Below are 23,059 nucleotides of genomic sequence, written 5' to 3'. Positions count from 1 at the left end.
CCCTGCAAACGTTAATGGATGAGGTGCTGACGGGATAGTAGATCTTTGATGGTATGGTCTTCCTAGATGCTCTCAGGGAACTCCGCCTCGGCTATTTCCTCAGCCCTTTGCTGGAGCATCAACGTTTCATGATATTCTTGGGCTTCCGCGTCGCGATAGAAGTCGGCGGCGGGAGCTACTTCCGAAACGGCCTGCTCAACCTCATCGAGCGTCACTCGAAAGAACTCTTTGCGCATGTTCGCAGCATTTACGCGCTTATCCTCGAACCGATTATGCAAGGCGGACTCAAGCGCGGGTGCGTCCTCAGAGAAAATGAGTGCATGGGTGTCGAAGCTGAATGGGACGGAAGCGTCTCCCAGTTCTTTGATGCGATCATGCGGATCAAGTCGACGCGTCAAGCCGATCTTGAACACGCCGCCGCCGAACGAGCCCTGATTGGAGATCACATAGACGTGGCCAAGACGGGTTTGCTCGGCCATCGATTTTGCGCGTTCGGTTAGAGAATGGGCTTGCTCCAGTTGCTGGCGAAGTTCCTCGATCTGCAGGTTTAGGGCGTCTAACTCTTCGCCAACCGCCTTCTCCGCCTGTGCGCGCGCTTTGGTGAGGCGCTCTTCAGCTTCTTTCTCCTCTTTCTCTGCGCGCCGCGCTTCTTCCTGAAGCTTCTTCTCCTCTCGCTCCTGGCGCCGAAGTTCTGCAGTCTCCTCACGCTCACGCTTGCGCTTTTCCTCTCGCTCGATTGTCAGTGAGAGTTCGTCGAGCTTCAGTTCCAGATATACTTTGCTTATGGATGCGCCGAGAGGTTCGTTCTCCTTGTTGATCTGTTCAAAGGCGCGGTTGATACGCTTCGCCATTGCTTCGGCATTTCGCCACGTCACATTGGCAACTGCGGCGTCGCACTCGTTGTTAAACGCCCTAAGCGTGAGTCGAACGGTACGGTTCTCGAGTTTCTTACCTTCCTGTCGAGAGCCGTTCACCGTCCAATTGCTTGGAATGATGATCGCCCGCTTTTGCTTGACGAGAGCCTTCTGCTCATCTTTCGCATAGCGGATGGCTGTCTTGTAGCGCTCGCTATCATCGAAGCGGAAATGTGGTTGGTAGAACCCAATCTGCGCCAACTCGATTGTTTCATCATAGATGGCCGCTTCAGCCTTCACGGCATTATAGATCGCCTTTTTGTCGGAATAGTCCTTCTGGAGCGTCTTAAGACGTGCGGCCATATCTTCGGCCCTATCGTGCTCCGCGTTGGCCTCTTCTTTAAGGCGTTGCACTTCCCGCTCTCGGGAAATCGGATCTGCATAGAGTTCTTCAAGCCTACGAACCTCGCTTTGGGTGGCGTCATGTGCCTGTCCCAGGGTGTTGAGCGAGAGGCGAAGCGAGATTAGAGCGCGACTACGTTTGATGCTGAGCGCGATGGAAACCGAAGAGGCAATGATCGCAACCGCGAGGGCAGCTGAAACCCAGTATCCAACGTCTCCGCCAGCAGGGGATGTCTGTAACCAAGAAAGCCAAACCGAATAATCAAACATTCCACCCTCCACCCAAAGTGCGACTATTAAGGGTAGTTTGAATTCACCTTCAGCGTCTACCTTGTACATGCGGTGGCTCGGAGATCGTCCAACTGGCATCAAGCTTCGAGCAACGTCCTTCGCTCTAGCTGTGAAGCCTCAACAGGTTGTCCTCGGATAGTGCGAGTCGGCTGATGGGGGGTGAGTTCAGGCTACTGCGTGGTTGGTGCCAATTGTAACTGTGGCTCCAGTTTGGGGGGGTCACGCTTTGGGCGCTCGTTTGGCGTGGCTGGAGTCAGGGTACGCCCGCGGGGCTTTCGCCATCCGGCCATGCAGCCTATATCCGAGCCGACGAGAGAATGAGCGCGCGAGGTCGAAGCGGGAACGCCATGACGATGACGGTGGATGAGTTGGTCGAGAATTTCTCCCTTCTGGATGATTGGGAGGATCGCTACGCCTATGTCATCGATCTCGGCAAGAAACTGGAGTCCATGCCGGAGGCGGAGAAGACCGAGGACACGAAGGTCCGAGGCTGCATGAGCCAGGTTTGGCTGGTACATGAGCCGGTCGAGCGCGACGGCGAGACCCGGCTGCATTTCCGCGCCGATAGCGACGCCTTCATCGTGAAGGGGCTGATCGCGGTGCTGCTGGAACTCTATAATGATCGCCGCCCGGCCGAGATCCTGGAGACGGACGCGGTCGATACGCTGGGACGGCTCGGGCTCTCGAATCATCTATCGCCGAACCGTCGCAACGGCTTCGTCGCCATGGTCGAGCGAATCAAGGCGATCGCCGCCGATCACGCCTGAGCGCCCATGGTCGAAGGTGGCCTATCGTTCCGCCACCGCCAGTCGTCCGGCGAGCGCGATCAGCAGCACCCCGCTGACCCTCCTTTGCCAGAGCAGGATGCGCGGCCGCGCCGATAGCCACCGCCCGATGCGCGCGAAGGTCACGGTCTGGATGCCGAGCCAGACCAGGCTGCCCGTGTTGAAAAGCGCGCCCAGGATAAGGATTTGCAGAGTCTGGTCGACGCCGTTCGCACCCGGCGCCTGGGAGGCGAATTGTGGCAGGAAGGCCATGAAGAAAAGCGCGATCTTCGGATTCAGCAGATTGACCAGGAACCCTTGCCGGAAGAGCCGCCAGGATCCGGCCCGCGCCATCCCGCCGGTAGGGCGGGCGGCCGACCCCCGACCCATCAGGGCCGTGACTCCCAGATAGAGCAGATAGGCCGCGCCCAGCCATTTCACCAGCGTGAAGGCGATCGGCCAGATCACCAGCACGGCGGCGAGTCCGAAGGCGGCGGCCAGCATATGCACGACAAGCCCGGCGGAAACCCCTAGCGCGGCGAGCATGCCGCCCCGAATGCCGTCCGCCATCGCGCGGTTCGCCACATGGAGCATGTCCGGGCCGGGCGAGATGTAGAGAACGAGGCTCGCGCCCGCGAAAAGCATGAGGGTATGGATGTCGGGCATGACCGCTTCCTCGGGGCTGGAAGAGCATTCAGGGGACAGGATGATGGGGCCGAGTCGCGGACCACCCGGAACCGCCGAGGGGAGGCGGTCAAGCGGTGGTCCGTTATCGTACGGTCGCGTGCGCCGCGCGGGCGGCGGGCGGCAGGTCGACCGTCAAAATCAGGAAATGCGTCACGGCTTGGCCATCGTCGGAAAGCGGCAGTTCCAGGAACGCCATGGTGATGAATTCCTTACCCGACCAGTAACGGGTTCCGGAACAGCAGCCGATCCGCTGTTCCGTCGCCAGTTTCTCCAAATGGGCGAGGTCGTTCGCGGTCTCGATCCTCGGGGCGGCGTTCCGCACGGTTCGCCCGGTCAGGTTCACGCCGTAAGCCTCGGTGGGGAAGGTGCCGAACAGCCGGCAATAAAGGTCGAAAGGAGGGCCCGTCACTTCATGGAGGATGATATGGCGATGCCAGCCGACGAAATCCGCGATGTCGAAATCCGACCAGGCGGGCATCGGCCGTCCCCCTCTTTTCCCGGCCCAGAGCGACAATATGCGGTCGAAGACGGGAAAGGGGGTGGTTTCCACCTCCAGGGGAAGGTGGAAGTACTCCCAACTCTCTATTTTCCGGTAGGGTATCACGCTTCACCACCGCTAATTCCGCCACGCGCCCCGATACCACCCGCCGAATGGGCGATCCGGGTATCATGATATGCCATCGTAGATTTGCACCTTTGGGTCACCGCCGCAACTTGGGACGGTCCGGTGGCAGGGGACGATATTTGCGGTCGAATGGCGTGGTCGTTACTCTCGTCGGAACCGATGATATGGCGGGTTGGCCGGGAGGCGGTGGATGAGAGGTCGCGCATGATTTCGGTCCTGGTCGGTTTCGGCGCGTTGTTCGTCTCGCTCGCGATCCTGTCGCTCGGCAACGGGTTGCTACCGACGCTGATCGCGGTGCGCGCCGCGATCGAAGGGTTCAGCGCGGTCGAACTCGGCCTGATCGCGGCCGCCTATTTCGCGAGCTTCGGGATCGGGTGCCTCGCCGCCGTGCCGCTGGTCCGCCGTGTCGGCCACATCCGATCCTTCGCGGTCATGGCGGCGGTCGTCGCCTCGGCCGCGACCGCGCATGCGTTGAGCGTCGATCCGTGGAGCTGGATCGTCTTCCGCGCGGTCGCCGGGCTGGGGTTCGCGGGCCTTTACGTCGTCATCGAAAGTTGGGTCAACGAGCTTTCGACCAATGAGAATCGCGGGCGCGTGCTGTCCGTCTATCGCATTGTCGATCTGGCCGCGATGACGGGCGGACAGTATTTGCTGCCGCTCGCCGATCCGGCAGGGTTCGAACTGTTCTCGGTGGTCACGATCCTGATCGCGCTCAGCCTCGTGCCGGTCGGCTTGACCAAGGGGGTGCAGCCCGGGCCCGTGGCGGCCAGCCGGGTGCGCATCCTGCATTTCTTCAAGGCGTCGCCACTCGCCATGGTCGGTTGCGTCGTGGTGGGCGTCACGCTCGGTACCTTCTGGGGGCTGGCGGGGAAGGTCGCGGTGGATGCCGGTCTCGACAGCACCGGCGTCGCCACCTTCATGGCCAGCGCCATCGTCGGCGGGGCGGTCCTGCAATTGCCGGTGGGGCGGCTGTCGGACTTCTTCGACCGCCGGCTCGTTCTGACCGTCGCGTCCGCGCTGGCGGGGGTGAGCGGGCTCGTGCTCGCGGCGGTTCTGATCCTGGGGGCGACGGATTGGATGTTGTTCGCCGCGGTCGGGTTCTTCGGCGGTCTTTCGATGCCGATCTATTCGCTTTGCGTCGCGCATATGAACGACCATCTGTCGGCCGGCGATTTCGTGGAGGCCGGTGCCGCGCTTCTTGTCGCCTATGCGGTCGGCGCGGTGGCGGGGCCGGTGGCGGCAGGGGCGTTGCTGCCGCGTTTCGGGCCGGCGAGTCTGTTCATCTTCACCGCGGCGGCGCATGGTCTGCTGGTGCTCTACGCGCTCTACCGCATGACCCGGCGGGCGCCGGTGCCGGCGGAGGAGCAGGCGGACTTCGTCGCGACGGAGCGCACGACCCCTCAGGTCTTCGTGCTCGACCCGCGCAGCGAGGCCGATCTCGATCAGCCGGCGGAGGAGGATCGTGGCGATGATGACGATACCGTCGCGCCCGCTTCCCCGGATGACGCGTCGCCCCCGGACGCGCCCTGAGCCTTGCGCCGCTCGATCTCGGCGGCGAAGCGTGCCTCCATCTTGCGGCGCTGGCGGGCATGCAGGCGCCGCAGCAGCTTCAGGCACCAGACATAGCCGAGCCATGCCCCGCCGATCGCCCAGGGGATGCAGCCGACGAACAATGGCAAGCCCCATGCCTCGAAGATACCGATGGTGTAGACGAAGAGCGATTCGAAGAAGCTGGCGTCGCTGCTGAGCAGCCCGTGCATATGCGCGACGAAATGCTCGAACCCGCCGAACGGATCGGGCTCGCCCAGCATGAGGCGTCCCGTCACCAGGAAGACGTAATAGACGAAGGGGATCGTCAGGATATTGGTGACCCAGATCCATGCGGCCGCGACGATCAAGTTGAACCGCCATTGTGGCCTCAACCATCGCATCGCCGCCCAGAACAGGCCGAGGAGCGCCAGTTGCACGCCGACCGTCGGCATCAGCGCGAAGAACAGACCGATCGCAACGCCGCGCGCGGCCGGCCGGGGGTCCTGCCGGTTGCGGTGGATCGGAATCATCAGCCGATAGCGCATCAGCCGGCTCACTCCGCCGAATGTCGCCTTCTTCTCCTCGGGTCGTGCCATGTGTCTCGTGCGTGCGTTCGTAGGGTTGGGCGCGATAGGAACGGGGGCGTCCTACCGCATGGTTCTGAAGATTGAATGAACGCGTCGCATGGCCATATCGAACGGGACGGGTCCAGTCATCCCCGCGACCCGCTTGGGTCCGGGACATTACGGGTGATATGGTGTAAGGGCAGCAGGCGGGAAAGACAAATCGCGCAATTCCGCCCGTTCCATCGCGCGATTTCCGGGAGGTTCCATTATCATGACCGCGGATGCGAGCACCATTCGAGACAGTTCCCAGACCGAGGGCCGATCGGGCCGGGTCGAGGCCGATAAGCTGGAGCGCGCGATCGCCATCCTTCGCCAGCGCTTCGGGGAGCGCGCCTCCACCGCCGAGGCGGTGCGCGAGCAGCACGGGCGGGGCGAGGGGTGGTATCCCACGATCGCGCCCGACCTCGTTATTTTCGCCGAGACGACCGAAGAGGTGGCCGAGACCGTACGCGTGTGCGCCGAACACGGCGTGCCGGTCATCCCCTTCGGCACCGGGACCTCGCTGGAAGGGCATGTCGCCGCCGTGGAAGGGGGAATCTCCATCGACCTTAGCGCGATGAAGGATGTGCTGGAGGTCAATAGGGAGGATCTGGACTGCCGCGTCCAGGCCGGACTTACGCGCAAGGCGCTTAACGAACATCTGCGCGATACGGGGCTTTTCTTCCCGATCGACCCGGGGGCCGACGCCTCCATCGGCGGTATGACCGCTACGCGTGCCAGCGGCACCAACGCCGTACGCTATGGTACGATGCGCGAGAATGTCATGGGCCTGACCGTGGTGTTGGCCGACGGTAGGGTGATCCGAACCGGCGGCCGGGCGAAGAAGTCGGCGGCTGGCTACGACTTGACGCGTCTTTTCGTCGGGTCGGAAGGGACGCTCGGTATCATTACCGAGATTCAACTCAAGCTTTACGGCATTCCCGAAGCGATATCGAGCGCGGTATGCCAGTATCCCGATCTGGAAAGCGCGGTAAATACCGTCATCTTGACGATTCAATCGGGTATCCCCGTCGCACGGATCGAACTGCTGGACGACGTTCAGATGGGGGCCTGCGTCGACTACTCGAAACTGGAGGGGTACGAGGCCAAGCCGACCCTTTTCTTCGAGTTTCATGGCAGCGAGGCATCCGTGCACGAGCAGGCGGAACAGGTGCGCGCGATTTCCGACGACCTGGGGGGCGGGGGTTTTTCCTGGTCCACGCGAACAGAGGATCGCAATCGGCTTTGGCAGGCTCGCCACGACGCCTATTACGCGGCCATGGCTTTGTCGCCGGGCAAGAAAGGGATGGCGACGGATATCTGCGTGCCGATCTCGAAGCTGGCGGACTGTATCCTGGATACCAAGCGCGATATCGAGGAGACGGGGCTTGTCGCCCCGATCGTCGGCCATGTCGGCGACGGCAATTATCACCTCGTCCTGTTGTTCGATCCGTGCGACACGGCGGAGCAGAAGCGCGCCAAGGATTTGGTGGAGCGTATGAATCACCGCGCCATCGCCTATGGCGGCACCTGCACGGGCGAGCACGGTATCGGCATGGGGAAGAAGAATTTCCTGACCCATGAACATGGCGACGCCGTCGCCGTCATGCGCACGCTGAAACAGGCGATGGACCCGGGCAACATCCTGAACCCGGGTAAGATCGTCAGCCTTTAAAAGCGGTTCCCGGCATGGGAACGGCCGGTGACGGGTGTGCGTCACCGGCCGTCCGCTTCCGGCGGGGAAAGGCCGGTCGGGGCTTCGGGGGTGGCCGGGTTCCGCCATGAACCGGTATCGACGCGCCGTCCGCGCGATTGCGTGTCGATGCCGGCACGGGGCGGCGGAACCGGGCCGGCTGAACCGCCTAGGCCCGCCAGAAGGGCTTTTCAACCTCGGCCCGCACCTGCTCATGCGTCAGGCCGAGATCCGCGATCAGGAAATCGGGAAGGTCCCGCAGCGCCTCGCGTTCCTCGCGCCGGCGCTGCCAGAGCGCGAGCAGAGAAAGTGGACCCATCCCGTTCGTCACGGTTCCGCCGAAGGAATAGGCAGGCTTGCTCATAAAGGATTGTGTGCTCATCGATTCTTCTCCATCCGTCAGGTGCGCCAGCCTGTCCGGCGCTTGAATTTCCTTGCTGGTGAGAAATCTATGGCTTGACCGTATAAGTCACAAACGGGAATATCTGAGCTTTAGAATAAGCAAAACTTGGCCTAATCATGCGTCGATCCCTGCCTCCCTTGAACGCGGTCCGTGCTTTCGAGGCCGCCGCCCGGCATGAGAGTTTCGCGCAGGCCGCCGATGAACTCGCGGTCACCCCCTCGGCCGTCAGCCAGCAGGTCAAGATGCTGGAGGATATCCTGGGCTGCGCGCTCTTCACCCGTCATGCGCGTGGGTTGAGCTTGACCGCCGCCGGCCGGCGCTACCTGCCGGCATTGAGCGAGGCGCTGGACCTGATCGCGGACGCAAGCCGCACGGCGGCGGCCGGTACCGATGACCGGACATTATCCGTGACCTGCCTCGGCTCCTTCGGGGCCCTATGGTTGGTGCCGCGTCTGGTCGATTTCGAGGCCGCGGTGCCGGATATCGATGTGCGTCTCTCGACATCCGACAAGATCGTCGATCTGGGGCGGGATGGAATTGACGCAGGCGTGCGCTATGGCCCCGGCCCTTATCCCGGTATTCACGCGGAACCCCTGATGGAGGAGACGGTCTTTCCCGTATGCGCTCCCGCCATGGCGAAACGTCTGACGCGCTTGGAGGATCTGGCGAATGTGCCCCTGCTGCACGATGCCAGCGCCGGTGCGCGCGCGACCTATAGCTGGCAGTCCTGGTTACGCCGGTGGCCCGCTTGGTTGAATGCGCATGATATCAAGGGGTTCGATGCCTCACGCGGCCCCGGTTTCACCAATAGCACCTTCCTGGTGCAGGCGGCGATCGCGGAACGCGGGGTGATGCTGGGCCGTTCCGTCCTGGTGCATGACGCACTGTGCGCGGGCACGTTGGTTCGGCCCTTCGACATGACGCTGCCGGCGGGCGCGCGTTACTGGTTCGTCACCACCGCTGACGGATTGACGCAGCGCAAGGTCGCGCGCTTCCGTGAATGGCTGTTCGACGCCGTCGCGCGGATGTAGGGGCGCGCCGTTCGGCCCTTCTACCAATCATCAGAATTCAGGCTATAGAGACAGCTTCCGCTCATAAAGATCGGGCAGGTCGTTTTCCAGCAGCACGATGTCGCCGGATCGGCGGTTCTCTCGCAGCCAGGTATCGGCCTCGGCGAAGCTGGCGCAGCGGATGACTTCCGCCGTCTCCCCCCGGGCGCCGCGATAGCTCTCGATCAGCGGCTCGATCCGTTCCGGCACGACGGCGAGAAGCACGTCGATCGTGGCGGCGGCGGCCTCGCCCGCCTTGGCGTGCTCGGCGCGGTGCGCCTCGCCCAGTTCCACCATGCCAGGCGTTACCAGGATGCCGCGTCCGCCGTGCTTCCCCTTGAGCAGGCCGACGGTCTCCACCGCCGCCTTGAAGCCGACGGGGTTGGAATTATAGGCATCGTCCAGCGTGACGCTGCCGTCGGGCCGCGGCTTGACCTCCAGCCTGTGGGCGATCTGAGGCAGGCGCTTGAGGCCCAGCTTCGCGTCTTCCGGCCGGACGCCCAGCGCGCAGACCGCCGCGAAGGCGAGCGCGAGATTCGTCGCATGATGGCTGCCGAACAGCGGTGCGCGCAATTCGTGCTCCACGCCGTCCCAGACAACGCGCACCAGGATGCCCTCGGGCGTCTGGCGGCTCTCCAGGATGCGCAGGTCGCAGCCCTCCGCCGCGCCGCAGCGGATGAAGCGATCCGGCCGCTCCGCCATCCGGGCGGCGGCGGGGCCGATCTCCGCCAAGGATGTCGGCACCACGACGTGGCCGTCGCGGGCGATGGCGGCCTCGGCCAGTTCGAACTTCGCCTCGGCCACGGTCTCCAGCGTCTTGAACCGTTCGTAATGCGCATGGCCGATCGCCGTGATGATGGCGAAGTCCGGCGGAGCTAGACGGCATAGCCGCGCGATGGACCCGGGACCATAGGCCCCCATCTCCGCGATGAAATAGCGATGGTGCGCGCCCAGGCTCTCGCGCACGACACGGGCGATGCCCATCGGCGTGTTCACGCTGCCGGGCGTGATCAGGGTGGGGGCCACGGTCTCCAGCATATGCCCCAGGATATGCTTCACCGACGTCTTGCCATAGGAGCCGGTGATGCCGATGACGGTCGGGGCGAGGCGCGTCAGCTTATCGTGCGCCTCGGTCCAGAAGCGTTTCTGCACCCGTGCCTCATAGGGCATGAGCAGAAGATTGCCGAGCACCAGGGCGATCGGAATCGACTGCACCGCCACCAGCCAGGACCAGACCGGCAGCGGGATCGCCGCGATCGCGATCGCCGGCACGGCCAGCACGGCGGCGGCCAGATAGAGGATGCGCCGCGCGCGCCGGGTCATCGCCAGCTTCTTCTTCGCGGCCTTGCGCGGGTCGTTCTCGATCGCGGCGAGGCCGAGGAAGAAGAGCAGCGCGAAACCGGCCGCGATCCAACTGCCGTTTATCCCGCCGATCCCATGGAGCAGCGGCGTGGCGAAGCCGAGCGCCGCCAACGCCAACGTCATGCGACGGTCGACGGCCCCATTGCGCGCGATCCATTTGATGAAGCGCGGGCCGTCATATTCCTCCTGCTGGAAGACATGCAGATAGGTCAGCAAACGCCGCCGGGCGAAGAGGGCGAAGCCCGCCAGCAGGGCAATCGGGGGGAGATAGGCGAGCCACTCGGTCATAATCCGTCCAGGAAGTCCTTCAGCCTGTGCAGTACCTGATGCCGCCCGTCGCCCAGCACGGTATAGTGATCCAGGCCCGGCAGTTCGACGAACCGCGCATCATGCATCAGCCCGGCATAGCGTGCGCCGAATTCCGCCGGGGTCTCCTGATCCTCGCTTCCATAGACCAGGAGGGCGGGACAGGTGACACGGCGGGCCTGATCGCTCAAATCCTCGCGCACGACGCGCACGAAGATCGGCCGCATGGCGCCGGCATTGCGGTAATCGGGGCTGCCGAAGCGCTGGGCCAGCGCCTCGCGCGCCGCGTCGTCCCGGGCAAGCGCGCGCAGCATCCTATATTGCCGTTGACGGACCTTGCGGCGCAGATGGTCGACCGGCCCGCGCTTGCGTTGCAGGCCCGCCCCGGCGATCAGCACGATCGCATCGACCGCGTCCGGATGGCGGGCGGCCAGTTGCACCGCGACGCGCCCGCCGAAGGAATGCCCGATGAAGACCCGTTTCGCCCCCGCCGCCCGGGGCAGGGTGGTGAACCATTCGGCCATCTGGTCGGCATAGTCGGCGGTGCCCCAGTCGTCCGGTGGTTTTGGCGCCGCGCCGAACCCGGGCAGATCGATCAGCCAATTGGCGGCCCGGCGCGCCGTCGTCTCCGCCAGCGGCGCCATCAGCCGGTGATCGACGCCCCAGCCATGCGCCCAGATGAGCTGCAACGGGGCTTCACCGGCCGCGAGGCCGAGCGCGCGGACGGCGAAGCGCGCGCCGTTCGCCTCGATCGGGTCCATGCTGTCCTGGCCGTTGGCGGTCATGCGGGACCTTTCGGTGGATTGTCTTCGCCTCTCCTACAGGGATTCCAGGGAGGAACAAAGCCCCTCCACCGCACCGGAAGGGCGGAAAGCAGAGGCGGGACGCCCAGATTTGCCTTGGACCTGCCGCCGAATCGTCCATGATTCGTCGGAAGCTCGAACGAGCCTTCGGACAAGCGTAAAGGGTGGATTTCGGCCATGGCGGGGAAGATGCGGATCGCGGTGCTGTTCGGTGGCCGCTCGCCGGAACATGACGTCAGTGTCGTCTCTGGCCTGCAGGCATTGGCGGCGGTCGATAGCGCGCGATACGAGGCCTTTCCGGTCTATATCTCCACGCGTGGCGACTGGTTCGTCGGCGATGCGCTGCGCCGGCGCGCGGCCTACATTCCCGGCCGTCAGGCGGCGGAGGGGCTGACGCCCGTTACCCTGGACCTGACCGCGCGGGGGGAGGGACGGTTGATCCCGCTTTCCGGCGGCGGCCTCTTTTCCAAGCCGAAGCCGGTGGGCTTCGACGTGGCACTGCCCGCCTTCCACGGGAATATCGGGGAGGATGGCCAGATCCAGGGCCTGTTCGAGACGGCGGGCATTCCCTATACGGGCATGCGTACCCTCGCCTCCGCGCTATTGATGGACAAGGGCCTGACGAAGCGTGCCCTGCGCGGCGGGGATATCCCCTTGTTGGACGACGCGGCCGTTGACCGGCCGGCCCAGGGGCTGATCCCCGACCGCGCGGCGGTCGAGGTGGCGGTGCAGCGCATCGGCTTTCCGGCCATCGCGAAGCCGGCGCATCTCGGCTCCAGCATCGGGGTGGCCAAGGTCGACGACCTAGAGACGCTCCTGGAGGTGCTGCCGGACCTTTTCCGTCTCGACAGCCGCGCGGTGATCGAGCCCTATGTCCCCAATTTGGTGGAATATAATATAGCCGTCGCCCGGATCGACGGCGCGGTTCGCACCAGCGCGATCGAGCGGCCGAAGCGCAGCGACGATCTCCTCGACTTCAAGCAGAAATACATGTCCGGCGGCGGCAAGAGCGGCGAGAAGGGCGGGGCCAAGGCGCCGGGGCAGGCCAGCCAGGGCATGTTGTCGCTGACCCGCGATCTCAACCCCGACATGCCGGCCGGGATGGCCGACAATATCAGGGAATGGGCGGCGGAGGCCTACCGCATCGTCGGTGGGACCGGGGCACCGCGTATCGATTTCCTGTGCGATGGGGAGAGCGGGCAGGTCTGGCTCAACGAGGTCAATCCCTGCCCCGGTTCCTTCGGGTATTTCCTGTGGGAGGCGCTCGACGAGTCGCCGATGCTGTTCACCGAACTGTTGACCCATCTGATCGAGGAAGCGGTCGCGCTCTCCCGCGCGGGTCAATTGCCGGACGATCCCGTTCCCGTCGACGCGCGGCTGTTCCCTCGCCCCTGATCGTGGGTGCCTGTGCGGGTGTCTGCGCGGGTGTATAGCGGCAGCGCGCGCCCGCGTGTGAGGGCCCGTGCGTGAGGGATGGTGCGTAAGCTCCCGGTCGGGTAACTGCGTCGACATGCGGGACAATTGTAAAAGGCACGTGTCGCGGGCTAGAGTGCGGCCGGAATAGAGAAGCGCGTGCGGATCGGGGGGATCGGGAATGCTCGATCCTTTCCCGATTCCGCGAAGGGAACCGTCCGTCCACATGGCCGATTCGACCGAATCAGGGGGAGCGGTCGGAAGCGCTGGCGAGCAGAGCGACCTCGTCAGTGCGCTTCCGATTGGCGTCTATCGAACGACACCGTCCGGCCGGTTGCTGCTCGCCAACAAGGCGTTGGCGGACATCTATGGCTATCCGGGGGTCGATTCCCTGGTCGAGGCGGCAGCGGAAGGGAAGCTTGCCTGGTATGCCGATCCGGATCGGCGGGATGCCTTCGTACGCTTGATGGAGTCCTGGGGAGAGATAGACCGTTTGGTCTCGGAGGTGCAGTCCCGCGACGGCCGGAGGATATGGGTTAGCGAGACGGCGCGTTTCGTGCGCGATGCGGATGATACTCCCCTCTATTACGAGGGGACGATACAGGACATTACCGATTTGTTGTCGGTGCAGCGCGCGTTACGGGAGAGCGAGCGGCGGTTCCGGGACTACGCGGAAATCGCCTCCGACTGGTTCTGGGAAATGGACGAGACACTGTGCTTTTCCTATTTCTCCGACACGCTCGCGACCGAAACGGGCATCGACCCGCAGAAGCTGCTGGGGCGCGGCCGGCCGGAGAGCGCGCTGGGTGATACGGGCGACCCGCATTGGCAGGCCCATCTCGACGATCTGAAGAACCGGCGCGCCTTCTATGATTTCCGCTATCCCTTCAAGCGTCCGGATAACCACGACCCTCTGGTCATCAGCGCCAGCGGCGTACCGATTTTCGATGAGAATGGCGTTTTCCGGGGCTATCGCGGTGTCGGCTCCAATGTGACCGAGGAAGCGCGCGTCCAGCAGTCGCTTTACGAAGCGAAGCTGCAGGCCGAGTTCGCGAACCGTGCCAAGTCCGACTTCATCGCCAATGTCAGCCATGAATTGCGCACCCCGTTGAACGCCATCCTCGGCTTCACCGACATCATGCGCGATGAGCTTTTCGGGCCGATCGGGGTGCCCCGCTATACCCGCTATCTGGAGGATATCCATACCAGCGCCTCCCATCTGCTCTCGATCATCAACATGATCCTCGATCTATCGAAGATCGAGGCGGGCAAGCTGGAGCTGGACGATGTCGAGATCACGCTGGACGATTGTATTCGCGGCGCGATCGAACTGATCAACCCCCTGGCGCGCGAACGGCAGGTCCGTATCGAATTCACGCCCAATCCGGACATCCCGACCTTGATCGCGGATGAGCGCGCCTTGCGGCAGATGCTGCTCAATCTCCTATCCAACGCGGTCAAATTCAGCGAGTCCCGAAGTTCGATCGAGGTCGCTGTCGATATCGGAGCGGACGGGGAGGGGGCGGTCGTCCGGGTGAGTGATGTCGGCATGGGAATACCGGAGGACAAGCTCGATCTCGTCACGCAACCTTTCGGTCACACGGAAAGCTCGCTCTCCCGCAGTTACGAAGGCTCGGGATTGGGGCTCGCCATCACGCGTCGGTTGATCGAATTGCATGACGGGGCCCTGGAGATAGAAAGCACTGTCGGACAGGGCACCACGGTTCGCCTGATCTTTCCGAAGGAAAGAAGAGGCGGCGTGGTCGCGGATCGGCAAATGTAGGAAGCCCGGTGCGTGCCGTATGCGTACGGCATCGGGCTTTATTCTGGCCGCGCTATTTCCCCGGCCCGGCATGAACGTTGATCAAGGCGTGGAAATGCGGGCTGTCGCGTTCCAGGGTTTCGTAGTCGCCGGTCGCGACGATGCGGCCCGCGTCCATCACGATAATCCGGTCGCATTCCTTCACCGTGGTCAGACGATGCGCGATCACCACCTGCGTGATCAGTCCACGCCGGGCATGGATCGCGTCCTGGATGGCGCTTTCGGTCACGGTGTCCAGCGCGCTCGTGGCCTCGTCTAGAACGAGGAGCGCGCAATCCTGGTAGAAAGCGCGCGCGATTCCGATCCGCTGGCGCTGACCGCCGGAAAGCCGGTTGCCACCCTCGCCGATCACGGTGTCGAGCCCATCGGGCAATTGCGCGATCAGATCGTCGAGTTGGGCGAGATGGGCGACATCCTCGACCAGGTCGCGGTCGATCTCGTCGTCATTGAGGCCGAAAGCGATATTGTGCGCGAGGCTCGCGTCGGTCAGGAAAACGAACTGTGGCACATAGGCGACGCTCGCCGACCAGCTTTCATGCGCGGTCGCATCCAGCTTCCGGTCATCAATCCAGACCGAGCCGCTCGTCGGCTCCAGCAGGCCGAGCATGACGTCGACAAGAGTCGTCTTGCCGGCGCCGGAGCGGCCGACGATACCGACGGATTCGCCGGCCCGGATGGTCAGGTCGATCTCCTTGAGCGCGCCCTCCCGGTTGTCGTAATCGAAGCCCACGGCCGTCATCGTGATCCGGTCCCGAAATGGCAGGGGGGTGACCGGCGGGCGTTCCAGAACCTCCAACTCCCGCCCCCGCTGGACCAGAACCTCGGCGATCGCGGTTCGGATGGCCGTGTTGAAGCGAAGCGAGCCGAAGGTATTCACGATCCGGTGCGCTATCGGGGTCAGGCGATAGCAGGCGAGCACGATCACCGCGGCGCTCGGGGCGGCTTGGGCGATCGATCCGCTGGTCCAGACCAGCGTCGCGAAGACGCTGAAAAGACCGATGATGATGGCTACTTCGAGGATGTAGCGCGGCGACTCCAGCATGAGTTGATAGCGCACGTGCAGATCGGTCAGTCGCCGGAAGGTGCGCGAGAACAGATCGTAGAAATAACGCTCCCGCCGCAGCAGGCGGATTTCCTTGATGCTTCCGATCGATTCGTTGACGAGCTTCAGGCGTGTCTCGTTTAGCTTTCGGTGCGTGTGTCCCATCTGCCCCAAGCGGTTCTTGAGGATCACGATCACCGTGCCAGCCAGCGCGCCGGTACTGACCAGGATGATCAGTGCCGCGCCCGGCGATTGAACGATCATGAAAAGGATGATCGCGCCGGAGACGATCACGTCGCTGGCCAGCAGAACGATGCCGTTCATGTAGGTCGAGACGAAATCATCGATCTCGTGCGTCACGTTCTTGGCGATGGTCGCCGAATTGATCCGGTAGAAGAAACTGAAGGGCTGGGAGAGATAGCTCGCCAGCAGGCGGCTCGCGACCGTTTCGCGCAAGCCCTCGACGACGCTCAACCGGTACCAGGTGACCCCGGCGGCGATGATGTTGCGGAGCACGACGGAAAGGATGAGGACGCCCCCCACCAGCCCCGCATAGATGATATCGGATGTCGGGTCGAACTGGCTTTGGATGGTCGACAATATCCAATTGTCGCCGGCCTGACCGGGGTCGGTCACCAGCAGCATGAAGGAGGCGATCGTGGCGAGCGAGGCGACCTCGATCCCGGCGAGCGCCGTCGTCGCCAGCACGATGCTGGCGAGGCGGGCCTGATCGCGCCTGCTTAGGATGACGCCTACCTCCGAGATCGCGTCGCGTATCGAACGGGGAAACATCATGTCGGATATACCCGCCGCGTCGCTGAAGGGCGCGGCGAAAGGATGGTCGAGAACGGGGAGGGAGGCGGCCCGAATTCGCCGTCCGGCATGTCGCTCGAGGGAGGACTCATGCGGCGGCCGACGGGGCGGGAGATCCGACCCGCCCCACGGACGGGGCAAAGGGGGACAGGGCGCGGCAGCCGATGGGTGCTGTTACGTCTCGATACACGAAAATATCCTCGATCCACCCGAAAGACGGCCTCTGTCCACTCACGCGGGGGCGCCGTCTGGGCAGGGTGAGCGATGCCGTCACATCCCCTCCCGCACTGTTTACCGTCTCCGCGCTGTTCGCCGTCCCCGCGCTGTTCACCGTCAACGATCCTTCACCGCCGATTGGTTTCTCTTTCGATCATCCTGTCCGCCATGCTGCGAAGAGGGAGCACCATTGGGAAATGGCCGTCCAGAGGCGCGTATCCGCCAAGATCGCTGTCATAATGCATGGTTTCGGCGACCGTCGGCGCGTATTGCTTACCCCATGCAACATGCCGTCTGCGAGGGAGGCGCGCAAGCAATCGCGTCGTGGTCGCCTTGCAATTACCACAAAGACAGTGTAGTTAACGGTCCAACCAACCGAGCAAGAAAATCGATCGCCGATTTCCTGGAGGCCCAGCGTCGATGCATGACATTTCAGTCGGTCGGGAGAATCGCTCGATCAAGGCGGGTCGCGACGACCGCGCCGCGATGGAGCGGTGGTCCGCGTGGAAAACGACGCGGGCTCATTCCCTCCGACCGGGGTTTCGCATCATCGGGACATGGAATCCGGAGTTGGAACGGTCGAACGCATTCCGGGAAACGCCCATTCCCCCGCGGGGGATGTCCTCACGAGGGGATCTGTCGGCGCCAGTGCCGATGATATCCCCGATACGTCATGCGCGGATGCGCGCGCGGCCGGGGACAACACGAGAAAGGATCGGGTAGGACCCGATCGTTGAGAGTGGGCGTCGATAGTCCGGGTTCTGCGTGTCCGCCAGCCGGCGCGAGACCGGGTCGGGGTCCGCGCGACCGGCCATCCATGGCCTGATCGACCGGCCTTCGGCCGGTCACGGAATAGAGGGGAGCGGCTCTAAGATGGACCGCAGGCTGACCCATCTTCGCCGTTTGGAGGCGGAGTCCATCCATATCTTGCGCGAGGTCGCCGCCTCGTTCGAGCGGCCGGTCATGATGTATTCGATCGGCAAGGACAGCTCGGTGATGCTGCATCTGGCGCAGAAGGCGTTTCATCCGGCGCCGCCGCCCTTTCCCTTGCTGCATGTCGATACGACCTGGAAGTTCAGGGAAATGATCGAATTCCGGGACCGCCGCGCGGGCGAGGTGGGCATGGACCTGATCGTCCATGTGAACCGGGAGGGGGTCGAGCAGGGAATCGGACCCTTCACGCACGGCTCCGCGTTGCATACGGACGTCATGAAGACCCAGGCGTTGAAGCAGGCGCTCGACAAGTACGGCTTCGACGCGGCGATCGGCGGCGCCCGCCGCGACGAGGAGAAGAGCCGCGCGAAGGAGCGCGTCTTCTCCTTCCGCACCGCGACCCATCGCTGGGACCCGAAGAACCAGCGCCCGGAACTCTGGAATATCTACAACACCCGGATCGCCAAGGGGGAGAGCATCCGCGCCTTTCCCTTGAGCAATTGGACCGAGCTCGACATCTGGCAATATATCCACGCCGAAGGGATCGAGATTCCGACGCTCTATTTCGCCAAGGAACGTCCGGTGGTCGAACGCGAGGGGCAACTCATCATGGTGGATGACGATCGGATGCCGCTGGAGGCGGGGGAAACGCCGGCCATGCGCAAGGTGCGGTTCCGCACGCTCGGCTGCTATCCGCTGACGGCGGCGATCGAGAGCGAGGCCGACAGCCTGCCCGCGATCATCCAGGAAACCCTGGTCAGCCGAACCTCCGAGCGCCAGGGCCGGATCATCGACCACGATTCCGCAGGCTCCATGGAGAAGAAGAAGCAGGAGGGGTATTTCTGATGGACGATCCCGCCCTGCAAGCGATCGCCGAGGCCCAATCGCCGGAGGAGGTCGCCCGTTTCCTGGAGGAGCAGGAGAAGAAGGACCTGCTGCGCTTCATCACATGCGGCAGCGTCGATGACGGCAAATCGACCCTGATCGGCCGGCTGCTGTTCGATTCGAAACTGATCTTCGACGATCAGATGGCGGCGCTGGAGAAGGACAGCCGGAACGCGGGCACGGTGCGCGACGGCCTCGACCTCGCGCTGCTGGTCGACGGCCTGCAGGCGGAGCGCGAACAGGGCATCACCATCGATGTCGCCTATCGCTTCTTCGCGACCGACAAGCGCAAGTTCATCGTCGCCGACACGCCGGGGCACGAGCAATATACCCGCAACATGGCGACCGGCGCCTCGACGGCCGAGGCCGCGGTCATCCTGATCGACGCGCGCAAGGGCGTGCTGACCCAGACCAAGCGGCACAGCTTCATCGCCAGCCTGACCGGCATCCGGCATGTCATCCTGGCGGTCAACAAGATGGATCTGGTGGGCTACGAGCGCGAGACGTTCGAATCGATCGTCGCCACCTATCGGACCTTCGCCGAGGGCCTCGATTTCGAGAGCGTGACCGCCATCCCCATCTCCGCGTTGGAAGGGGCGAACGTGCTGCGCCGGGGCGCGGAGGAAACGCCCTGGTACGAGGGGCCGACCCTGGTCGAGGTGCTGGAGACGCTGCAGGTCGCGCGCGACTGGTCGGCGCTGCCCTTCCGTATGCCGGTGCAGTATGTGAACCGCCCGGACCGGGACTTCCGCGGCTATTGCGGCACCATCGTCGGCGGGACGGTCAAGCCCGGCGACGCGGTCACCGTGCTGCCGTCGGGCAAGTCCAGCCGGGTGGCGCGCGTCGTCGCCTTCGGCGGCGACCCGGCGGAAGCGGTCGCGGGGCAGGCGGTCACGCTCACGCTGGAGGACGAGATCGATATCTCGCGCGGTGACCTGATCGCCGCGTCCGACCAACCGGCCCAGGTCAGCGATCAGTTCGCCTGCCACATCCTGTGGATGGACGAGGCGGCGATGCTTCCCGAACGGCAATATCTCTTCAAGTTCGGCGGGCAGAGCGTCAACGGCGCGGTCACCAGCCTGAAGCATCAGATCAACGTCAATACGATGGAGCACAGCTCGGCCAAGACGCTGGGGCTCAATCAGGTCGGCTACTGCAATATCGCGCTCGACCGCGCCATCGGTTACGACCCGTATCAGGACAATCGCGAGACCGGCGCCTTCATCATCATCGACCGATATTCCAATCGGACGATCGGGGCCGGCATGATCGCCTTCGGGCTGCGACGGGCGACCAACCTGCATTGGCAGGCGCTCGACGTCGATAAGACCTCCCGCGCGGCGGCGAAGGGACAGAGCCCGGGCGTCCTGTGGTTCACCGGTCTTTCCGGCGCGGGCAAGTCGACCGTCGCCAATCTGGTCGAGAAGAAGCTGATGAGCCTCGGCCGGCACACCTATCTGCTCGACGGCGACAATGTGCGGCACGGGCTCAACCGCGACCTCGGGTTCACGGATGCCGAGCGGGTAGAGAATATCCGGCGCGTGGGCGAGACGGCGAAGCTCTTCGTCGATGCGGGGCTTATCGTGCTGGTGTCCTTCATCTCGCCCTTCCGGAGCGAGAGGGCCATGGCGCGCGCATTGGTCGAGGAGGGCGAGTTCATCGAAATCCACGTCGACACGCCGCTCGAAATCTGCGAACAACGGGATCCGAAAGGGCTCTATCGGAAGGCCCGCTCGGGCGCGATCAAGAACTTCACGGGCATCGATTCCCCCTATGAGCCGCCGGAATCCCCGGAAATTCGGCTCGACACCGGCACTCTCTCCGCCGAGGATGCGGCCGAGTTGGTGGTAGCGAAGTTGCGGGAACGCGGGTTGATCGACTGACGGGCGCATGCCCGCGTGCATGAAGGGCGGTAGGCGGCGATGGCGGTGGTGGTACGGCAACGTGATGGCTCCGGGGGCCCGGGGCGGGGCCGCGATTCCGCCACGGCGATGGGCCGGTCCCGGGCGGGGCGCGGCGGTATAGGGTGATGCAACGTCCCATCACCCTGTTGCGGCGCACGGCGCCACTCGGCCAGGCCGTTCTCGACGGCGCGCGCGACATCGATCCGGCGCGTCTTTCGGCGGTTCTGCTCGGTCTTTCCGTACCGTCCGTATTGTTCGGACGGGCGGTGTTCGCCCTGGTCTTCGGGATCGCCGTGATCCTGATCCTTCCCCGCTTCCGGGACCATGTCCTGCGCTGGCGGTTCCGCGATCTCTTCATCGGATGGCCGGGAGGAATGGCCGGCGGCACCGCGCTCTGGTGGGCGCTTTCCAGCGCGTTCTCCCAGGATCCGCTGGCCTCGTTCGAGGTGGTGATCCGCATCGGCGTGTTTATCGCGGCCGCCGTTGCCTTCGTGATCGTCCTTGCGGAGCGCGCGGATCTGCGGGAACTGGCGGAACGAACGTTCCTCGTCGCCTTCACGGCCGTCATGCTGATCGCGGTGACCTCAATCTACGAGGCCTATGGGCTGGTTAGAATTTTCGCACCTTTCGACAGCTCCGTTTCCGACCCGGTCTATTTCTTCAAGAGCTTCACCTCGGTGGTCGCCATCGCGATACCCGTGATGCTGTGGATCGGCTATCGCGCCGGGGGGATTTGGCTCGCACTGGCTCTGACGGCGACGTTGGCGGGCGGTTTCGTCGTGCTGGGCGACGGGCGCCAGCCGGGGCGCGCGGCCTATGGCGGCTTGCTGGCCGCGCTGCTCGCGCTTGGGGCCTATTGGGGGGGGCGGCGACTGCCGTCGGGTACGCGCCTTTGGGCCGTCGGCGGGGCCGGTGCCGTGCTCGCCGCGCTCGCGCTGGTCGTTCTGATGCGATTGCCGAGCCCACCCGTCACCGAAGCGGACGAGGCCGCGCCGCCTCTGCCGGTGGTCGATTTCCATCGCCAGGCGATCTGGGGTTTCGTACTCGACAAGGCGCTGGAGCGCCCGCTGCTCGGCTATGGCATCAACACGATCAATATGGTCGAGGGCGCGCATGACGAGGTCCTGGACATCGGCCAGGAATATGTGCCCTCCCACCCACATAACTGGCTCCTGGAGGTTCTCTCGGAAACCGGGATTCCCGGCCTCCTGCTGTTGTTGGGAAGCTTGGCCGCCCTGGCGGCGGTCTTCGTTCGAAACACGATCGCGGGGCGGGCCGGCGCGTTGGTGTCGCTCGCCACGCTGGCGGCCTTCTGGGTCAGCTCGCTCGCGAATTTCTCGATCTGGTCGGCGTGGTGGCAGGTCGCGCTCCTGTCGATCCTGGTGCTGCCCGGCGCGCGGATGATCGGGCCGCTCACCGGGCACCGTGAGGTCGATCACCTGCCGCCGATGAATTGGCGCCGCGCGGGTCTGATCGGCCTCGCCGCCTTCCTCGCCCTGGCTCTGGGGCTCGTCTGGTATGCGCGCAAGACGGACTATGGCTACATGGTCTATAAGCGCCTCAAGGCCGACAGTCCCTATCTCTACGAGGAAATCTCCTCCGACCTTCTGACCATCGATCCGGCCAAGCTGATCGATGCGCATGAACCGTCGGATATCGTGCAACTGCGCGGCGCGCTGCGCGACGCCGTCTGGGGGCCGTCGGGCGTGCCGACCGGGCGTCAACCGTCACAGGTCGAGGCGGGGCGCCTGGACCCCTATGGCGTGACAGCCGGAATGGAAGGCGTGACGGCGGAACGCCTGACCATGCCGAACGAGGCCAATTACGTCAGCATCGGCTATATCCTGACCCCGCCGGAGCCGACGGGCGAGGCGGTGATCTATCAGAACGGCTATGCCGGCGATTTCTCGCAATCGAAACGTTTCATCCAGGCCTTGTTGGAGGACGGCCATACCGTCGGCCTGCTCAATTTCCCGGGCTATGGGGAAAACCAGTTCCAGATCTACAATTCCCCGGAATGGGGGCCGGTCAATCTGACGCTCGACTATCTGCTCTATTATCTGGAGCATCCGATGCGCGTCTATATCGAGCCGGCCATCGTCATGGCGAACCGCCTGCGCGAGGGACATGGGGTGAAGGCGGTCGATCTCGTCGGCTTCTCCGCCGGCGGGTGGGTCACCGCCGTCGCGGCCGCGGCCGATACGCGCTTCCGGCGCAGTGTCTCCGTCGCCTCCTTCCTGCCGCTTTATCTGCGGACCTGGTGGGCGCCGCCGGAATGGACGCCGCCGCATCTCTATGCCCCGCTGATCAAGGCGACGAACTATCTGGAGATTCCGCTCCTCGCCAGCGAGGGGGAGGGGCGCAGCTACCTGCAGGTCTTCAATCAATATGACCGCTGCTGCTTCATGAACCGGCGGGGCACGCTCTATCAATCGGCGGTGGCGGGCCGGTTGGAGACGCTGGGCCTGCCCGGCGATTTCGGCGTGGCGATCGACGATACCCATGCGCAGCATCAGATATCGCGCTGGGGCGACGCGCGTATCCTGGATTTCCTGGAGAATGGCGAGATCCGCGAGACGGAACGCCACGAATCCGCCGTCGACCTAGCCGAGGAACGCGGCCTGCCGCCGCCGGGCGGTCCGGGACAGCGCTAAGTC

Annotated in this window: 17 protein-coding genes and 1 pseudogene; 9 read left to right on the top strand and 9 right to left on the bottom strand. The window is 64.2% G+C overall.

What is annotated here, in order from left to right; all coding sequences use genetic code 11:
• Positions 1-62: 62 nt before the first annotated feature.
• Together KAJ83_RS12655 and KAJ83_RS12650 are read right to left on the bottom strand one after the other, a co-directional pair.
• On the bottom strand, positions 63-1,595 hold the full coding sequence (locus KAJ83_RS12655; RefSeq protein ID WP_210682433.1) for an SNIPE associated domain-containing protein: 1,533 nt from the start codon (positions 1,593-1,595) through the stop codon (positions 63-65).
• Positions 1,596-1,650: 55 nt separating this feature from the next.
• Positions 1,651-1,761 (bottom strand): annotated as a pseudogene (locus KAJ83_RS12650) (IS481 family transposase); the annotation flags it as partial.
• A 133-nt stretch (positions 1,762-1,894) separates the two neighbouring features.
• Here KAJ83_RS12650 and KAJ83_RS12645 point away from each other — a divergent pair.
• The gene (locus tag KAJ83_RS12645; protein ID WP_210682432.1) at positions 1,895-2,314 is read left to right on the top strand and encodes a SufE family protein; all 420 of its coding nucleotides are present in this window, start codon (positions 1,895-1,897) and stop codon (positions 2,312-2,314) included.
• 21 nt (positions 2,315-2,335) lie between these two features.
• Here KAJ83_RS12645 and KAJ83_RS12640 read toward each other — a convergent pair whose 3' ends face one another.
• Positions 2,336-2,977, bottom strand: a complete 642-nt coding sequence (locus tag KAJ83_RS12640) for a LysE family translocator (RefSeq protein WP_210682431.1) — start codon at positions 2,975-2,977, stop codon at positions 2,336-2,338.
• Positions 2,978-3,080: 103 nt separating this feature from the next.
• Positions 3,081-3,602 carry a PAS domain-containing protein gene (locus KAJ83_RS12635; RefSeq protein ID WP_210682430.1) on the bottom strand — a complete coding sequence of 174 codons (522 nt, stop codon included), beginning with the start codon at positions 3,600-3,602 and terminating at the stop codon, positions 3,081-3,083.
• Between the two features lie 225 nt (positions 3,603-3,827).
• On the opposite strand from KAJ83_RS12635, the gene KAJ83_RS12630 reads away from it, so the two are divergent.
• Positions 3,828-5,153: an MFS transporter gene (locus tag KAJ83_RS12630; protein WP_210682429.1), complete on the top strand. Its 1,326-nt coding sequence runs from the start codon at positions 3,828-3,830 to the stop codon at positions 5,151-5,153.
• Here KAJ83_RS12630 and KAJ83_RS12625 read toward each other — a convergent pair.
• Positions 5,066-5,749 (bottom strand): DUF2062 domain-containing protein, encoded by a 684-nt coding sequence (locus KAJ83_RS12625; RefSeq protein WP_210682428.1) that lies wholly within the window; start codon positions 5,747-5,749, stop codon positions 5,066-5,068. The genes KAJ83_RS12630 and KAJ83_RS12625 overlap by 88 nt on opposite strands.
• 241 nt (positions 5,750-5,990) lie before the next feature.
• Between KAJ83_RS12625 and KAJ83_RS12620 the strand changes: the two genes are divergently transcribed.
• Positions 5,991-7,433: an FAD-binding oxidoreductase gene (locus KAJ83_RS12620; RefSeq protein ID WP_210682427.1), complete on the top strand. Its 1,443-nt coding sequence runs from the start codon at positions 5,991-5,993 to the stop codon at positions 7,431-7,433.
• Positions 7,434-7,620: 187 nt separating this feature from the next.
• Here the strand turns inward: KAJ83_RS12620 and KAJ83_RS12615 are convergent, their stop codons facing one another.
• On the bottom strand, positions 7,621-7,833 hold the full coding sequence (locus KAJ83_RS12615; protein ID WP_210682426.1) for a DUF1127 domain-containing protein: 213 nt from the start codon (positions 7,831-7,833) through the stop codon (positions 7,621-7,623).
• 137 nt (positions 7,834-7,970) lie between these two features.
• Here KAJ83_RS12615 and gcvA point away from each other — a divergent pair, with 137 nt between their 5' ends.
• Positions 7,971-8,885 carry a transcriptional regulator GcvA gene (gene gcvA, locus KAJ83_RS12610; protein WP_281413134.1) on the top strand — a complete coding sequence of 305 codons (915 nt, stop codon included), beginning with the start codon at positions 7,971-7,973 and terminating at the stop codon, positions 8,883-8,885.
• Positions 8,886-8,927: 42 nt separating this feature from the next.
• On the opposite strand, the gene KAJ83_RS12605 is transcribed toward gcvA, so the two are convergent.
• Positions 8,928-10,553, bottom strand: coding sequence for a Mur ligase family protein (locus KAJ83_RS12605; protein WP_210682424.1), 1,626 nt, complete (start codon positions 10,551-10,553; stop codon positions 8,928-8,930).
• Entirely contained in the window at positions 10,550-11,356 is an 807-nt protein-coding gene (locus tag KAJ83_RS12600; protein ID WP_210682423.1) for an alpha/beta fold hydrolase, read from the bottom strand. Before KAJ83_RS12600 ends, KAJ83_RS12605 begins: the two co-directional genes overlap by 4 nt.
• A 195-nt stretch (positions 11,357-11,551) precedes the next feature.
• Here KAJ83_RS12600 and KAJ83_RS12595 point away from each other — a divergent pair, with 195 nt between their 5' ends.
• Together KAJ83_RS12595 and KAJ83_RS12590 are read left to right on the top strand one after the other, a co-directional pair.
• Positions 11,552-12,769: a D-alanine--D-alanine ligase gene (locus KAJ83_RS12595; RefSeq protein ID WP_210682422.1), complete on the top strand. Its 1,218-nt coding sequence runs from the start codon at positions 11,552-11,554 to the stop codon at positions 12,767-12,769.
• A 244-nt stretch (positions 12,770-13,013) separates the two neighbouring features.
• Entirely contained in the window at positions 13,014-14,570 is a 1,557-nt protein-coding gene (locus tag KAJ83_RS12590; RefSeq protein ID WP_210682421.1) for a PAS domain-containing sensor histidine kinase, read from the top strand.
• Between the two features lie 52 nt (positions 14,571-14,622).
• On the opposite strand, the gene KAJ83_RS12585 is transcribed toward KAJ83_RS12590, so the two are convergent.
• Positions 14,623-16,446 carry an ABC transporter ATP-binding protein gene (locus KAJ83_RS12585; protein ID WP_210682420.1) on the bottom strand — a complete coding sequence of 608 codons (1,824 nt, stop codon included), beginning with the start codon at positions 16,444-16,446 and terminating at the stop codon, positions 14,623-14,625.
• Positions 16,447-17,553: 1,107 nt separating this feature from the next.
• On the opposite strand from KAJ83_RS12585, the gene cysD reads away from it, so the two are divergent.
• The 3 genes from cysD to KAJ83_RS12570 all read left to right on the top strand — a co-directional run bounded on the left by cysD (position 17,554) and on the right by KAJ83_RS12570 (position 23,056).
• Positions 17,554-18,459, top strand: a complete 906-nt coding sequence (gene cysD / locus KAJ83_RS12580; RefSeq protein WP_210682419.1) for a sulfate adenylyltransferase subunit CysD — start codon at positions 17,554-17,556, stop codon at positions 18,457-18,459.
• A complete protein-coding gene (gene cysN / locus KAJ83_RS12575; protein WP_210682418.1) occupies positions 18,459-20,381 on the top strand; it encodes a sulfate adenylyltransferase subunit CysN in 1,923 nt (640 codons plus the stop codon). Before cysD ends, cysN begins: the two co-directional genes overlap by 1 nt.
• Positions 20,382-20,527: 146 nt before the next feature.
• Complete coding sequence (locus KAJ83_RS12570) at positions 20,528-23,056, top strand: O-antigen ligase family protein (RefSeq protein WP_210682417.1); 2,529 nt, start codon at positions 20,528-20,530, stop codon at positions 23,054-23,056.
• The last annotated feature ends 3 nt before the right edge of the window (positions 23,057-23,059 follow it).

This window comes from Marivibrio halodurans, from assembly GCF_017963645.1.
Taxonomy (GTDB): Bacteria; Pseudomonadota; Alphaproteobacteria; order UBA8366; family Aestuariispiraceae; genus Marivibrio; species Marivibrio halodurans.
The sequence above is the reverse complement of the archived record's forward strand: the minus strand, read 5'-3'. Positions and strand labels throughout refer to the sequence as shown.

What these genes read in the sequence shown, in the direction of transcription:
- KAJ83_RS12645 (WP_210682432.1), top strand. Translation starts at nt 1,895, where the DNA reads ATGACGATGACGGTGGATGAGTTGGTCGAGAATTTCTCCCTTCTGGAT.
- KAJ83_RS12625 (WP_210682428.1), bottom strand. Translation starts at nt 5,749, where the DNA reads ATGGCACGACCCGAGGAGAAGAAGGCGACATTCGGCGGAGTGAGCCGG.
- KAJ83_RS12615 (WP_210682426.1), bottom strand. Translation starts at nt 7,833, where the DNA reads ATGAGCACACAATCCTTTATGAGCAAGCCTGCCTATTCCTTCGGCGGA.
- KAJ83_RS12570 (WP_210682417.1), top strand. Translation starts at nt 20,528, where the DNA reads ATGCAACGTCCCATCACCCTGTTGCGGCGCACGGCGCCACTCGGCCAG.
- KAJ83_RS12590 (WP_210682421.1), top strand. Translation starts at nt 13,014, where the DNA reads ATGGCCGATTCGACCGAATCAGGGGGAGCGGTCGGAAGCGCTGGCGAG.
- KAJ83_RS12640 (WP_210682431.1), bottom strand. Translation starts at nt 2,977, where the DNA reads ATGCCCGACATCCATACCCTCATGCTTTTCGCGGGCGCGAGCCTCGTT.
- cysD (WP_210682419.1), top strand. Translation starts at nt 17,554, where the DNA reads ATGGACCGCAGGCTGACCCATCTTCGCCGTTTGGAGGCGGAGTCCATC.
- KAJ83_RS12655 (WP_210682433.1), bottom strand. Translation starts at nt 1,595, where the DNA reads ATGTACAAGGTAGACGCTGAAGGTGAATTCAAACTACCCTTAATAGTC.
- KAJ83_RS12620 (WP_210682427.1), top strand. Translation starts at nt 5,991, where the DNA reads ATGACCGCGGATGCGAGCACCATTCGAGACAGTTCCCAGACCGAGGGC.
- gcvA (WP_281413134.1), top strand. Translation starts at nt 7,971, where the DNA reads ATGCGTCGATCCCTGCCTCCCTTGAACGCGGTCCGTGCTTTCGAGGCC.
- KAJ83_RS12600 (WP_210682423.1), bottom strand. Translation starts at nt 11,356, where the DNA reads ATGACCGCCAACGGCCAGGACAGCATGGACCCGATCGAGGCGAACGGC.
- KAJ83_RS12630 (WP_210682429.1), top strand. Translation starts at nt 3,828, where the DNA reads ATGATTTCGGTCCTGGTCGGTTTCGGCGCGTTGTTCGTCTCGCTCGCG.
- cysN (WP_210682418.1), top strand. Translation starts at nt 18,459, where the DNA reads ATGGACGATCCCGCCCTGCAAGCGATCGCCGAGGCCCAATCGCCGGAG.
- KAJ83_RS12595 (WP_210682422.1), top strand. Translation starts at nt 11,552, where the DNA reads ATGGCGGGGAAGATGCGGATCGCGGTGCTGTTCGGTGGCCGCTCGCCG.
- KAJ83_RS12585 (WP_210682420.1), bottom strand. Translation starts at nt 16,446, where the DNA reads ATGATGTTTCCCCGTTCGATACGCGACGCGATCTCGGAGGTAGGCGTC.
- KAJ83_RS12605 (WP_210682424.1), bottom strand. Translation starts at nt 10,553, where the DNA reads ATGACCGAGTGGCTCGCCTATCTCCCCCCGATTGCCCTGCTGGCGGGC.